12 protein-coding genes are annotated in these 13,760 nt (G+C 60.0%); 9 read left to right on the top strand and 3 right to left on the bottom strand.

Annotated features, from left to right (window positions below; all coding sequences use genetic code 11):
- Nucleotides 1-293: 293 nt before the first annotated feature.
- On the top strand, nucleotides 294-1,622 hold the full coding sequence (locus DARO_RS01320) for a M48 family metalloprotease (RefSeq protein ID WP_011286015.1): 1,329 nt from the start codon (nucleotides 294-296) through the stop codon (nucleotides 1,620-1,622).
- 59 nt (nucleotides 1,623-1,681) lie between these two features.
- On the opposite strand, the gene pepA is transcribed toward DARO_RS01320, so the two are convergent.
- Together pepA and DARO_RS01330 are read right to left on the bottom strand one after the other, a co-directional pair.
- On the bottom strand, nucleotides 1,682-2,512 hold the full coding sequence (gene pepA, locus DARO_RS01325) for a flocculation-associated PEP-CTERM protein PepA (protein ID WP_011286016.1): 831 nt from the start codon (nucleotides 2,510-2,512) through the stop codon (nucleotides 1,682-1,684).
- Nucleotides 2,513-2,717: 205 nt separating this feature from the next.
- Nucleotides 2,718-3,392, bottom strand: coding sequence for a Crp/Fnr family transcriptional regulator (locus tag DARO_RS01330; RefSeq protein ID WP_011286017.1), 675 nt, complete (start codon nucleotides 3,390-3,392; stop codon nucleotides 2,718-2,720).
- A gap of 181 nt (nucleotides 3,393-3,573) precedes the next feature.
- Between DARO_RS01330 and DARO_RS01335 the strand changes: the two genes are divergently transcribed.
- From DARO_RS01335 to DARO_RS01370, 8 genes are all read left to right on the top strand, one after another.
- Nucleotides 3,574-5,541, top strand: coding sequence for an AMP-binding protein (locus tag DARO_RS01335; protein WP_011286018.1), 1,968 nt, complete (start codon nucleotides 3,574-3,576; stop codon nucleotides 5,539-5,541).
- Between the two features lie 2 nt (nucleotides 5,542-5,543).
- Nucleotides 5,544-6,326: an ABC transporter ATP-binding protein gene (locus DARO_RS01340; RefSeq protein WP_011286019.1), complete on the top strand. Its 783-nt coding sequence runs from the start codon at nucleotides 5,544-5,546 to the stop codon at nucleotides 6,324-6,326.
- A gap of 12 nt (nucleotides 6,327-6,338) precedes the next feature.
- Nucleotides 6,339-7,253 carry a branched-chain amino acid ABC transporter permease gene (locus DARO_RS01345; RefSeq protein ID WP_011286020.1) on the top strand — a complete coding sequence of 305 codons (915 nt, stop codon included), beginning with the start codon at nucleotides 6,339-6,341 and terminating at the stop codon, nucleotides 7,251-7,253.
- Nucleotides 7,254-7,269: 16 nt separating this feature from the next.
- Complete coding sequence (locus DARO_RS01350; protein ID WP_011286021.1) at nucleotides 7,270-8,346, top strand: branched-chain amino acid ABC transporter permease; 1,077 nt, start codon at nucleotides 7,270-7,272, stop codon at nucleotides 8,344-8,346.
- Nucleotides 8,347-8,387: 41 nt separating this feature from the next.
- Nucleotides 8,388-9,710 carry an ABC transporter substrate-binding protein gene (locus DARO_RS01355; protein ID WP_011286022.1) on the top strand — a complete coding sequence of 441 codons (1,323 nt, stop codon included), beginning with the start codon at nucleotides 8,388-8,390 and terminating at the stop codon, nucleotides 9,708-9,710.
- 70 nt (nucleotides 9,711-9,780) lie between these two features.
- Nucleotides 9,781-10,611 carry an ABC transporter ATP-binding protein gene (locus tag DARO_RS01360; protein WP_049758372.1) on the top strand — a complete coding sequence of 277 codons (831 nt, stop codon included), beginning with the start codon at nucleotides 9,781-9,783 and terminating at the stop codon, nucleotides 10,609-10,611.
- Nucleotides 10,612-10,783: 172 nt separating this feature from the next.
- On the top strand, nucleotides 10,784-12,013 hold the full coding sequence (locus DARO_RS01365; protein ID WP_011286024.1) for an AMP-binding protein: 1,230 nt from the start codon (nucleotides 10,784-10,786) through the stop codon (nucleotides 12,011-12,013).
- 14 nt (nucleotides 12,014-12,027) lie between these two features.
- The gene (locus DARO_RS01370; protein WP_011286025.1) at nucleotides 12,028-12,528 is read left to right on the top strand and encodes a hypothetical protein; all 501 of its coding nucleotides are present in this window, start codon (nucleotides 12,028-12,030) and stop codon (nucleotides 12,526-12,528) included.
- A gap of 18 nt (nucleotides 12,529-12,546) precedes the next feature.
- On the opposite strand, the gene DARO_RS01375 is transcribed toward DARO_RS01370, so the two are convergent.
- Nucleotides 12,547-13,725, bottom strand: a complete 1,179-nt coding sequence (locus DARO_RS01375) for a CaiB/BaiF CoA transferase family protein (RefSeq protein ID WP_011286026.1) — start codon at nucleotides 13,723-13,725, stop codon at nucleotides 12,547-12,549.
- Nucleotides 13,726-13,760 lie beyond the last annotated feature (35 nt).

Consider the following 13,760-nt stretch of genomic DNA (forward strand, 5'->3'; position numbering starts at 1 on the left):
ACTGTTCTTTTTAGTTCAAATATCCATTTTTACTATAGGGTGGAATGCTGAAATTAACAGAAGAAAATTCTCGTAAGTCATTGTTGGAAAAGATATTTAACTAAATTGTTACATCCGGATTTGAATGTAAAATATGTTAGTTAAATGACTTTGTTTGGGTTTGTTTGATGTTTTTGTTACTAAATAGGGAAGGTCCCCTCGCGCAACTGAGGCGATTGCCAGCACCGCCGACTTGACTGGCCGGCGCCTTCCCCTACGATTTCAAATGTGGCGATAACCCGGAGAAAACTGGCATGAGTCAGCATCAATCACTGGCAGACAATCTGCTCCATAACAGCATCACCCGCCGCCAGATGCTCTGGCTGATTGGCGCCAGTGCCTTGTCCGGCTGTGCCTCGTCGCCGATCGGTGGGGGCGCCATCCTGGTCGGCATGAGCGAGGACGAGGAAAAGGCTGTCGATCAGAAGGTAGCCCCACAGCAGTTTTCGCAGGATCTGGGGGCGGTGCAGGATGCGCCGATCAACCAGTACCTGACGGAAGTCGGCCAACGTTTGCACAGCAAGTCGCACCGGCCGCAGATGCCCTATTCGTATCGTGTGCTGAACGCCAACTACGTCAATGCCTACACCTTCCCTGGCGGGGCGATGGGGGTGACGCGCGGCATTCTGGTCGATCTCGACAACGAGGCCGAGCTGGCGGCCTTGCTCGGTCACGAGCTGGGTCACGTCAATGCCCGTCACGCCGCGCAGCGGCAGGGTACGGCGATGGTGACGCAGGTGGCGATGACGGGCGTGAATATCATCGGGGCGGTGGCCGGGGTTGGCAGCCTGACCGATATCGGTACCCAGCTCGGCGCCAGTGTGCTGCTCGCCAGCTATTCCCGCGACAACGAGCGCGAAGCTGATTCGCTGGGGCAGGAATACATGGTGCGGGCCGGCTATCCGGCCAGCGGCATGGTCGGCCTGCAGCAATTGCTGGTCGATCAGCAGAAGGAATCGCCGGGTATGCTGAAAACCATGTTCTCGACCCACCCGATGAGCAGCGAACGGCGCGACACTGCGCGGCAACTGGCCGAGAGCAAGTATGCGGCGAGCAACACGCGCGATGCCGGGCGCGACCGCTTCCTGGACAACACTGCTTCACTGCGCCGCATCAAACCGACCATCGATGCCTGCCAGAAGGGTGAAGTGGCCATGGCCGGCAAAGCCTACGGCAAGGCCGAGGAGCAGTTTCGTACGGCCTTGAAGGCAACGCCGCGTGACTATGCGGCCAATGTGCTGATGGCCAAGTGTCTGTCTGTTCAGGACAAGGATGCGCAGGCCATGGAATACGCCCAGACGGCGACGAAGATTTATCCGCAGGAGGCGCAGGCCCAGAAGATGGTCGGCATCCTGGCGCTCGGCCAGAAGGATCCGGCCAAGGCCTACGAGCATCTCGACCGCTACGATCGCCTGATGCCGGGGGATGCCGGGGTGACCTTCCTCAAGGGCGTCTCACTGGAAGGGCTGGGGCGCCAGCAGGAGGCGGCCAACCAGTATGCCGCTTATCTGAAGCGGACCCAGAAGGGCAAGGCGGCAGAGTATTCCTACAGCCGGCTGCAGAGCTGGGGCTATGTGAAATAGCTGCCTGCCCGGTGAATGCCACTACCGCGTGGGCGGCAGTGGTGTCTGGCAAGTCAGACTCAGGCTGCTTTTTTCGAGCGGCGGCGGGTGGAAACGGGTATTGCACCCAATGCGATACCCAGTAGAGCAATGGACGCTGGCTCCGGCACGGCCGATAGTGTCACTGAGCCGCCATCACTGACCGCATAGGCCTGCGGCGAGTTGATGAAAGCCGTGCCATCGCAGCCTGCGCCACCATAGCCGGCCATGCCGCAGATGATTTCCGAGACCAGCAGCGCATCCGGGTTGGTGGTCTGGTTGTAAATGCCCAGTTGCAGCAACACCTTGCCGGCCTTGGTCATGTCATTGCCGTCGGCATCGAACAGGTAGCCGGGGAGCAGGCTACCGGCGTCGAGTTGTGCCTGGACATTAACCAGTCCGCCATTCAAGAGGCCGCCGTCGAAGACGCTAAAACTGCCGATCGCCTTGCCATTGTCGGCACCATAGGTCCCGTTGGCACTGCCGAAATCGAAGTTTATGTCGCTGAACAGCTTGATGCTTCCCGAGCTGAAATGTAGCGCGGCAGGATTGAACCAGTTCCCCGAGCCGCTCACCTCGTAGGTCACGGTAATGTCGCTGGTGCCGAACGGGTTCGTGCTCCCTGTCTGCAGGAGCTGGTAGGCGCCGTGCTCGATGAAGGTGAACGCGCCCGGGTTGGTGGGGCTCGGCACTACTTGCACGAAGCCGACGCCGCCGACATTGGCCGCTGATACGGTGGTCGCCCCGCCCGCACCGAGGCCTTCCGGGTTGATCTGCCAGTCCGGGGCGGCGTGTGCTGACTGGATGCCGAACGCCAGCCCGAGAGCGCACGTCAATTGCGCAAGGTGCTTGGCGAATGGATTGATGTTCATGAGGTTCTCCTGATCCTGGTTATGAGACACCTCCCAGCGTTAGAGACATTTTTTGAGGCTGGAAGATGCGCGATAAGCGCGTTGTCCTAAGCCCTGGGAATATATGACAATGAACTATTCGGGCAAAGCAGTTCCGCGTGGATCAGGGAATTTGGTGATATCGATTTGACGTTATTGCAACGTCATGAGGCCTGTTTTTGAAAAACTAGTCGCCGAAACTGCGCAAGCCTTCCAGATCGACAATGTGGATGCCGCCGTATTCGCTGCGCACCAGCCCGGCATCCTCCAGCACCTTGAGCGCCTGGTTGGCGCGCTGGCGGGAGACGCCGGCCAGGTAGCCGAGTTCTTCCTGAGAAATCTGCAGCAGGCGATTGGTACCGGGGTAAAGCACCGGGTTGAACAGGGCCGCCAGGCCCCGGGCAATGCGGGCGTCGGTATCGAGCATGCGCTCGTTCTCGATCATGCCGATGAACTGGCCGAGGCGCTCGTTCAACTGGGCGATCATGTAGCGGTTGAACGGAATGCTGTGGTCGAGCAGCCAGTTGAAGGTGTTGCGGCTCATGAAGGCGACCCGGGTTTCACGCAGGGCCATCACGTCATAGCGCCGCGGCTCCTTCTTCATCAGTGAGCCTTCGCCGAACCAGCCGCCGACACTGATGCCGGTCAGCGACGTGGTCTTGCCGGTCGTCCAGTGGCTGGCCATCTTGCCCAGCCCGTCGATGATGCCCATCCAGTAATCGACCGGCTCGCCCTTCATGCAGATGAAGGCGCCGGGCGCGAAAGAACGCTCGATCGTGCCGGCCAGGGCGCGATCCATTTCCTCGGCTGTCAGCGACTGGCCCCAGAGGGAGGTGCGAAGCAGTTCCTCAGCGTTCTTCAATTTATTTCCTGGAATGTCTGCCGGATGACAATTATAAGCTCGGGGTGTGCATACACTGAGCCGCAACTGTGAGAGATTGTCGTGGTGCGGCGCAAGGTTTGTGTAAGGCAGTGCAGCCCACAATGATTCAAACGAACGTTAGACCGCGTGCCCAAAAACGCGGCGATGAGGAGACTAAAGAATGCCCACGCAGGCGAATTTCGCCGCGGTGGATGGTTTGCATACCTTCCCGCGGTTGCTGTTTCATCACGCCCAGACGCGTCCCAATGCCCCGGCCATGCGCGAGAAGTATCTCGGCATCTGGCAAACGTGGACCTGGCTGGATGTCGCCGAGCGCGTTCGCGCCCTGGCTTGTGGTCTGGCCTCGCTCGGTTTCAAGCGCGGCGACAATCTGGCCATCATCGGCGACAACCGTCCGCATCTCTACATGATGATGACCGCTGCCCAGTGTCTGGGTGGCGTACCGGTGCCGCTCTATCAGGACGCCGTGGCCAACGAAATGCTCTTCGTGCTGCAGGATGCCGGCATCCGCTTCGTGGTCGTCGAAGATCAGGAGCAGGTCGACAAGATGCTGGAAATCCAGGATCAGGTGCCGACGCTGGAGCACATCGTCTATGACGACCCGCGCGGCATGCGCCACTACTCCCAGCCCTTCCTGCACGATATCCACGAGTTGATGGAGATGGGCCGGATTCATGACCGCAATCATTCGGACTTCCTGAATGCCGAGGTCGAGCAAGGGCACTTCGACGACACCTCGGTCATGCTCTACACCTCGGGTACCACCGGCAAGCCGAAGGGCGTCTGCCAGACGCACGCTGCCTTCATCGCCGCTGCCCAAGGCGGGGTGCAGGTCGACAAGCTGGGGCCGGATGGCGACATCCTGTCCTACCTGCCCATGGCCTGGGTTGGCGATCACCTGTTCTCCTACGCCCAGGCGCTGGTGGCAGGTTTCACGATCAACTGCCCGGAATCCGGCGAAACGGTGATGAGCGACCTGCGCGAAATCGGACCGACCTGCTACTTCGCCCCGCCGCGCGTTTTCGAAAGCCTGCTGACCTCCGTGATGATCCGCATGGAAGACGCCGGCAAGCTCAAACAGAAAATGTTCCACCACTTCATGGCGGTGGCCAAGCGCTGTGGCTCGGACATTCTGGACGGCAAATCGGTCGGCCTCGGCGACCGCCTGCAGTACTGGCTAGGCAACCTGCTGGTCTACGGCCCGTTGCGCAACGTGCTCGGCATGAGCCGGATCCGCGTGGCCTACACGGCCGGCGCGGCGATTGGTCCGGAACTGTTCCGTTTCTACCGTTCGATGGGCATCAATCTCAAGCAGTTCTACGGCCAGACCGAAACCTGTGCCTATGTTTGCCTGCAGCCGGATGGCGCGATCAAGTTCGACTCGGTCGGTCAGCCGGCGCCGGGCGTCGAGATCAAGATTGCCGACAACGGCGAGGTGCTGGTCAAGGGGCCGATGCTGCTCAAGGAATACTACAAGCGCCCGGATGCCACCGCAGAGACGATCAACGCTGACGGCTGGTTCATGACCGGCGACGCCGGCTTCCTCGATGAAGACGGCCACCTGAAGATCATCGACCGTGCCAAGGACGTCGGCAAGCTGTCGAACGGTGCGATGTTTGCGCCGAACTACATCGAAAACAAGCTGAAGTTCTTCCAGCACATCAAGGAAGTGGTCTGCTTCGGCCACGAGCGTGACATGGTCTGCGCCTTCGTCAATATCGACGTTGGTGCGGTCGGCAACTGGGCTGAACGGCGCGGTATCGCCTACTCGGGCTATGCCGATCTGGCCGGCAAGCCGGAGGTGCTGGAGCTGATCCGCGAGTGCGTCGAGCAGATCAACGCCGATCTGGTCAATGACACGATGGTGGCCGATTCGCAGATCCATCGTTTCCTGGTCCTGCACAAGGAACTGGATCCGGACGATGACGAGCTGACCCGGACCCGCAAGGTGCGCCGCAACTTCGTTGCCGAAAAATACAAGGTGCTGATCGACGCGCTCTATTCGGGCAAGTCCAACCAGTTCATCGAAACCGAGGTCAAGTTCGAGGATGGCCGGCGTGGCAAGGTGTCCGCCGACCTGAGGATCATCGATGCCAAGACCTTCCCGATCGTGAAAAAGGCTGCCTGAACATGAGCAAAAAAATAGGCGACGTCATTCTCGACCTGCAGAACATTTCCCTGCGCTTCGGTGGCGTCAAGGCGCTGACCGACATTTCCTTCAACGTCCGCCAGCACGAAATTCGCGCCATCATCGGCCCGAACGGTGCCGGCAAGAGCTCGATGCTCAACGTCATCAACGGTGTGTATCACCCGCAGGAGGGCAAGATTTTCTGGCACGGTAACGAGCGCAAGCGCATGGAGCCGCACATGGCGGCCCAGCAGAACATTGCGCGCACCTTCCAGAATATCGCGCTCTTCAAGGGCATGAGCGTACTCGACAACATCATGACCGGGCGCATCACCAAGATGAAGGCCAACTTCATCGAGCATGCGCTGTGGTTCGGCCGGGCCAAGAACGAGGAACTGGAGCATCGCAAGAAAGTCGAGGAGGTGATCGATTTCCTCGAAATCCAGCACATCCGCAAGACGCCGGTCGGCCGCCTGCCCTATGGCCTGCAAAAGCGCGTCGAACTCGGTCGCGCCCTGGCTGCCGAGCCCTCAATGTTGCTGCTCGATGAGCCGATGGCCGGCATGAACGTCGAGGAGAAACAGGACATGTGCCGTTTCATCCTTGATGTGAACGACCAGTTCGGCACCACCATCGTGCTGATCGAGCACGACATGGGCGTGGTGATGGATATCTCCGACCGCGTCGTCGTGCTCGACTACGGCAAGAAGATCGGCGATGGCGTCCCTGACGAAGTTAAGAACAACGAAGACGTCATCAAGGCGTACCTCGGTGCTGGCCATTAAGGAGCGGGCGAGATGAATTTCTTTTTAGAGGTATTGATCGGTGGCCTGCTTTCCGGCGTGATGTATGCGCTGGTGGCCCTCGGTTTCGTGATGATCTACAAGGCGTCCGGGGTGTTCAACTTTGCCCAGGGGGCGATGGTCTATCTGGCTGCACTGTCGGTCGTTGGTTGCATGGAGAAGGGCGCGCCACTCTGGCTGGCCATCATCCTCGCCTTCGCGATCATGACGGTGTTCGGTATCGCCACCGAAAAGTTCGTGCTGCGCAAGCTGGTCAACCAGCCGCCCATCGCGCTGTTCATGGCGACCATCGGCCTGGCGTTCTTCATCGAAGGTGTCGCGCCGATGATTTTTGGCAGCGAGCCGCGGGCGCTGGAACTGGGCATCGTCGATGAGCCGATTCCATGGATTCTCGATAACTGGAACATGGTGATTTCCAAGTTCGATCTGGTCGCCGCAGGTGTCGCAGCTGTACTGGTCGCGACGCTCGCCCTGTTCTTCCAATACACCAGGATCGGCCGCGCCCTGCGTGCCGTGGCCGATGACCATCAGGCCGCACTGTCGATCGGCATACCGCTGCAGCACATCTGGGCCATCGTCTGGGGCGTCGCCGGTTTCGTCGCGCTGGTGGCAGGCATGATGTGGGGGGCTCGCAACGGTGTGCAGTTTGCGCTCACTTTCACGGCACTCAAGGCCTTGCCGGTATTGATCCTCGGTGGCTTTACCTCGGTGCCGGGTGCCATCGTCGGCGGCCTGATCATCGGCGCCTCCGAGAAACTGGCTGAAATCTACATCCCACCGGTCATGCAGGATCTGTTCGGCGGCAACTTCGGCGGCATCGAGGGCTGGTTCCCTTATGTGCTGGCTCTTTTGTTCCTTCTCGTCCGGCCGGAAGGCTTGTTCGGCGAGAAGCACATCGACCGCGTGTAAGAGAGGATAGAACAACATGCTTTATCGTGAAGCCGGTCAATTCAAGACCACCTACGCCGCCGACCAGCAGCTCTTCCCGATCAGACAGGACCGGATCGGTGTCATCACCCTGCTTGTCGTCGCCTTTCTCGGCGTGCCGTTCTTTGCCAGCGAATACTGGTTCTCGGCCATCCTGATCCCCTTCCTGATCTTTGCGCTGGCGGCCTTGGGCCTGAACATCCTGACCGGCTACGCCGGCCAGTTGTCGCTTGGCTCGGCTGCCTTCATGGCGGTCGGCGCCTATGCGGCCTACAACTTCCAGTTGCGCATCGAAGGCATCCCGATTCTGGTCTCCTTCGCGTTGGCCGGGTTGACCGCAGCCGGTGTCGGCATCCTGTTCGGTTTGCCATCGCTGCGCATCAAGGGGTTTTATCTGGCTGTGGCGACGCTGGCAGCGCAGTTCTTCATCGTCTGGTGCCTGACCAAATTCCCTTGGTTGTCGAATAACTCGTCTTCCGGCGTGATTTCGACGCAGCAACTGATCTTCTTTGGCCATGAGCTGAAGACCCCGGTCGAGAAATACCTGCTGGTCCTCTCCATCGTCGTCGTCATGGCGCTGGCCGCCAAGAACATGGTCCGTTCGACCACCGGTCGGGCCTGGATGGCAGTGCGCGACATGGACGTGGCAGCCTCGGTGATTGGCATCAAGTTGATGCCGACTAAACTGCTCGCTTTTGCCGTCAGTTCGTTTTACTGCGGCGTAGCCGGTGCGATGTACGCCTTCTGCTACCTCGGCTCGGTCGAGCCGGACGGCTTCTCGCTGGAAATGTCGTTCAAGATTCTGTTCATGATCATCATCGGCGGTGTTGGCTCGATCATGGGCAGTTTCCTGGGGGCGGCCTTCATTCTCTTGCTGCCGATCTTTCTCGATATCGCATTGCCGTTTTTTGCCGACCTGTTCGGTCTGCCGTTTTCCAGCGCTACCGTCTCGCACATCCAGATTACGGTGTTCGGTGCGCTGATCATGTTCTTCCTGATCGTTGAGCCGCACGGGCTGGCCCGTCTGTGGCAAATCGCCAAGGAAAAGCTGCGCCTGTGGCCGTTCCCGCACTAAGCCGGGTTTGCCGCAACTTTATAACTAGAGGAGACAAAACCATGATTAAAAGCTTCAAACCTGCCCTGAGTGCTGTTGCGCTTTCCCTGGCGATGCTGTCTCAAGGTGCAGCTGCCGCCGAAGAACAATTCTTCCCGCTGATCGACTACCGCGTCGGCCCCTATGGCTCGAACGGCCAGGCCTTCTACGGCGGCTTCATCGACTACCTGAACTACGTCAACATCAAGGAAAAGGGCGTCAATGGCGTTCAGATGACCTGGGAAGAGTGCGAAACGGAATACAACAACGCCAAGGGCGTCGAGTGCTATGAGCGCCTGAAGAGCAAGGCCGCCAAGTCGGCCGGCCCGATCCACACGATGTCGACCGGCATCTCCTACGCCCTGGTCGACAAGTCGGCCCAGGACAAGCTGCCACTGGCCATGATGGGCTACGGCCGGACCGATGCGGTCGATGGCTCGGTCTTCCCCTATGCCTTCCCGCTGGTCACCACCTACCAGATGCAGGCCTCGGCCATCGTCAAGTTCATCAAGGACAAGAACGGTGGCAACCTGGCTGGCAAGAAGATCGTTTATCTGTATCACGACTCCGCCTACGGCAAGGAAGCCATCATCGCGATGGAAGCCGAGGCATCGCTGAACAAATTCACGCTGGTCCAGATTCCGGTCGCCCACCCAGGCAACGAGCAGGGCGCCCAGTGGCTGAAGATCCGCCAGGAAAAGCCGGACTACGTGGTGTTCTGGGGCTGGGGCGTGATGAACCAGACGGCGCTGAAGGCGGCCCAGAAGGTCGGCTTCCCGCGTGACAAGATGATCGGCTCGTGGTGGACCGGTTCGGAGGAAGACGTCATCCCGGCCGGCGATGCCGCCAAGGGCTACATGGCCGCGACCTGGAACGTCGCCGGCAAGCAGGTACCGGTTATCGCCGACATCGAGAAGGTGGTCTACGGCGCCGGCAAGGGCAACCTGCAGGATGTCGCCAAGATCGGCACCGTCCTCTACAACCGTGGTGTTTCTGCCGCCGTGCTGTCGGTCGAGGCGATCCGCAAGGGTCAGGAGAAGTATGGCAAGGGCAAGGCGCTGAACGGCGAGCAGACTCGCTGGGCGCTGGAAAACCTGAACATCAACGATGCCCGCCTGAAGGCTTTGGGCGCCACTGACCTGCTGCCGGAAATCAAGACCTCCTGCGACAACCACGAAGGTTCCGGCAAGGTGAAGATCCAGCAGTGGGATGGTGCCAAGTGGGTGCCGGTATCCGGTTGGATTGAAGGTAATAAATCGCTGATCCACCCGTTGTTCCAGGCCTCTGCCAAGCAGTACGCCAAGGAAAAGGGCATCACGCCGCGCGATTGCTCCAAGGAAAAATGAGACGGCAGGAGGAGGGAGTGGGGGCATGAGCCCTCGCTCTTTCTCTCCGTCCCATGAATCGGAAACGATGATGAATACACAAACTGCCGCTGCCGTGCCCGACAACTACCTGAGCATCAACAACATTGAGGTCATCTACGACCACGTGATCCTGGTGCTCAAGGGCGTGTCGCTGAACGTGCCGAAAGGCAAGATCGTCGCCTTGCTCGGTGCCAACGGTGCCGGCAAATCGACGACCCTGAAGGCGATTTCCAACCTGCTGCATGCCGAACGCGGCGATGTGACCAAGGGTTCGGTCGAATACAAAGGTAATCGTATCGACCAGCTGACTCCGAACGAACTGGTCAAGCGCGGTGTCATTCAGGTCATGGAAGGGCGCCATTGTTTCGGCCACCTGACCATCGAGGAAAACCTGCTGACCGGCGCCTACACCCGCTCGATTTCGCGCGGCGAGTTGAAAGACAGCCTGGAAAAGGTCTATCACTACTTCCCGCGCCTGAAGACGCGACGCACCTCGCAGGCCGGCTATACCTCCGGTGGCGAGCAGCAGATGTGCGCGATCGGCCGGGCGCTGATGGCCAAGCCGGAAATGATCCTGCTCGACGAACCGTCGATGGGCCTGGCACCGCAGATCGTCGAGGAAATCTTCGAGATCGTGAAGGACCTGAACACCCGAGAGAACGTCAGTTTCCTGCTGGCTGAGCAGAACACCATGGTGGCGCTGCGTTATGCCGACTTCGGGTACATCTTGGAAAACGGCCGGGTGGTGATGGAAGGGGACGCGGAAGATCTGCGGACCAATGAGGATGTTAAGGAGTTCTATCTGGGGCTGAGTTCAGCTGGCCGAAAATCCTTCAAGGACGTAAAGCACTATCGACGCCGCAAACGCTGGCTGTCTTAACGGGTTGCAGTGCGCCGCGCATGGCGGCGTTGTCGGCCGGCTTGTTGGCAGGAGCCAACGGCGCCGGCCTCCGCCTTGCCCTGCGGGGCTACTTTGCAACCCTCGGGCTGTCTCGGTGTTTCGCTAAAAAGCCGAATGCCACGGTCAACCGGAAAAAACGGAGAAATTTGAAATGAGCTATTACGATCCGCTCGAAACCCGCGATCCGGATGAGCGCGAAGCCGATCTGATGGACAAGCTGGCCCGTCAGGTGGCGCATGCCAAGGAAACGACGTCCTATTATTTCCAGACGCTGGCCGGCATCAATCCGTTCGACTGCATCACGCGCGAGGCGCTGGCCAAGCTGCCGCTGACCCGCAAGCGTGACCTGATCGAATTGCAGAAAAAGCATCCGCCGTTTGGCGGACTCAACGCCTTGGCGCGTCACAAGGCCAAGCGGGTATTTGCTTCGCCCGGGCCGATCTATGAGCTGCAGGGCATGGACATGGATCATTGGCGCATGGCGCGGGTGCTGTATGCCGCTGGTTTTCGTCATGGTGATCTGGTGCACAACTGTTTTTCCTATCACTTCACGCCGGGGGCTTTCCTGATGGAAGGCGGGGCACGCAAGCTGGGCTGTGCCGTCTTCCCGGGGGGCGTCGGCCAGACCGAGCAGCAGGTTCAGGCCATGGTCGACCTGAAGCCGGATGGCTATGTTGGCACACCGTCCTTTTTGCGCATCATCGTCGAGAAGGCCGAGGAACTCGGTGCCGACATTTCATCACTGAAGAAGGCGCTGGTTTCCGGCGAAGCCTTGCCGGGTATCACCCGCAATTGGCTCAACGAGCGTGGCATCAAGGTTCGTCAGTGCTATGCCACAGCCGATATCGGAGCCATCGCCTATGAAACCGAGGCTGAGGAAGGACTGGTCGTCGAAGAGGAGTTGCTGGTCGAGATCGTCCGTCCCGGCACCGGTGATCCGGTCGAGCCCGGTGAGGTCGGCGAGGTGGTGGTGACCACCTTCAGCCCGGATTACCCGCTGATCCGTTTCGCCACCGGCGACCTGTCGGCCATCCTGCCGGGGCGCTCACCTTGCGGGCGCAGCAATATCCGCCTCAGGGGCTGGCTCGGTCGGGCCGACCAGACGACCAAGGTCAAGGGCATGTTCGTGCATCCGGAGCAGGTGGCCGAGATCGCTGAACGTCACCCGGAAATTTATCGCATGCGGCTGGTGGTTGATAATCCTGGCGGCCAGGATCGCATGGTCCTGTATTGCGAGATCGAAGCCGGTAATGAGGTTCTGGACAAGGCCGTGGTCAGCAGCTTGCGTGAAGTGACCAAGTTGCGCGGTGAAGTTGCTTTTTCGGCACCGGGGGGCTTGCCCAACGACGGGAAGGTGATCGAAGATAGCCGGGTCTACTGATCCGGATATCTTTCATGCGAATTTTCGTACTTGCGCTGGCCTGGCTGGCGCTCTCGGCGCAGGCCGCCGAGCCTGTCCTGCGTCCATCCGCGCGGCTGCTGTTCAAACAGCCGGAGATGCTGAGGGCGGGGCAGTGCGTGCGTTATGAAGAGGGCGGGGCCGGTTTTATCGTCACCGATCCCATTTTCTACCTCAAAGGTGAAGTGATTACGGCGGAAGTTCAGTCGCGCCACCTGGCCAAGTGCCCGGTGGTAGCCGGCAAGAATATCGAGCAATACAGCCGCGATGAATTCAACCGCCACGCCATTGCCTACCCCTGCGTGGCGCAGGACGTGGCGGAGCGTGACGAGCAGATTGGTGTCGTTCGTGTCCGGGTCAGCGATTGGGAAACACCGCATGCCAAGAAGGCTGAAAATGCCGGCCGGCTGTATCGCGGCATGTTCCTCGACCGGAAGCTGGAAAAAGGTATGGAAATCGAACTGGAGGCCGATCTGCTCGGGGTTTGCGAGCAGTGAGCCTGTTCGCACTCGAGTTTATCGTTTCTCGCTGACCACGCCATTGGCCGCCAGCTGTTCGACTTCGACGTCGGACAGCCCTAACGAAGTCAAAACTTCACGGCTATGTTCCCCCAATAGCGGCGGCGGGGCCTGAATTGCTCCCGGTGTGCGCGAAAGGCGAGGGGCCGGGGCGGGTTGCCTGACCCCCGCGACGTCGACAAAAGCCTCTCTGTCCAGATTGTGCGGGTGAGCCGGGGCTTCCTTCATGCTCAGCACCGGCCACACGCAATCGTCCGTGTCATCGAACAGCGCTTCCCAGTGCTTGCGTGGTTCCCGTTTGAAAATTTCGACCAGCCGCTGCTGCATGAGTGGCCAGCGTGTCTTGTCATATTGCTGGCCAGTAAAGTCGGGATCACCGCTCAGTCCGAGGCGCTCGACAAAGGTCGCGTAAAACTGGGGTTCAAGTGGGCAAACGCTGATCCACAGGCCATCGGCGCATTCATAGACGTCGTAGAAGGGCGCGCTCGAATCGATGGCGCAGTGGCCTTCCCATTCGCCCAGCGCTTCGAGATTGAACAGTCCGTGGGCGAGAACGGCAGCGCCTTCGCACATCGCAGCATCGATGACCTGGCCTTTGCCGCTGCGTTGAGCCTCAAGCAGCGCGCAGGCGATGCCCCAGGCGAGCATCAGGCCGCCACCGCCCATGTCGCCGACCAGGGTGGGTGGGGCCCAGGGGGCGCCGCCATGGCGGCGGCCGGTATCGAGCACGCCGGCAATCGCGGCGTAGTTGGCATCGTGACCGGCACGCGGAGCCAGCGGGCCGGTTTGGCCCCAGCCGGTCATGCGGCCATAGATCAGCCGCGGATTGAGGCTCAGACAAACCTTAGGGCCATAGCCAAGGCGTTCCATGACACCGGGCCGGAACCCCTCGATCAGCACATCGGCCTCGGCAATCAGCTTGAAAACCAGGTTTTTGGCTTCCGGGTGCTTGAGGTCGATGCACAGCGATTTTTTGCCGCGATTGGCCACGGCCTTGCGCCCACCGCCAAACAGTTGCGAGGCAAAGGTGCCACCGGCTCGTTCGAGCAAGGTGACTTCGGCGCCCATGTCGGCGAGCAGCATGCCGCAGAAAGGCCCGGGGCCGATACCGGCGAATTCGATGACCTTGATACCGGCCAATGGGCCACGTGCTTTCGTTTCTGGGGCGTTTTGCATTGATTTTCCGGAGGAGAGTTTGGGTTGATGCCGGT

Source organism: Dechloromonas aromatica RCB (assembly GCF_000012425.1).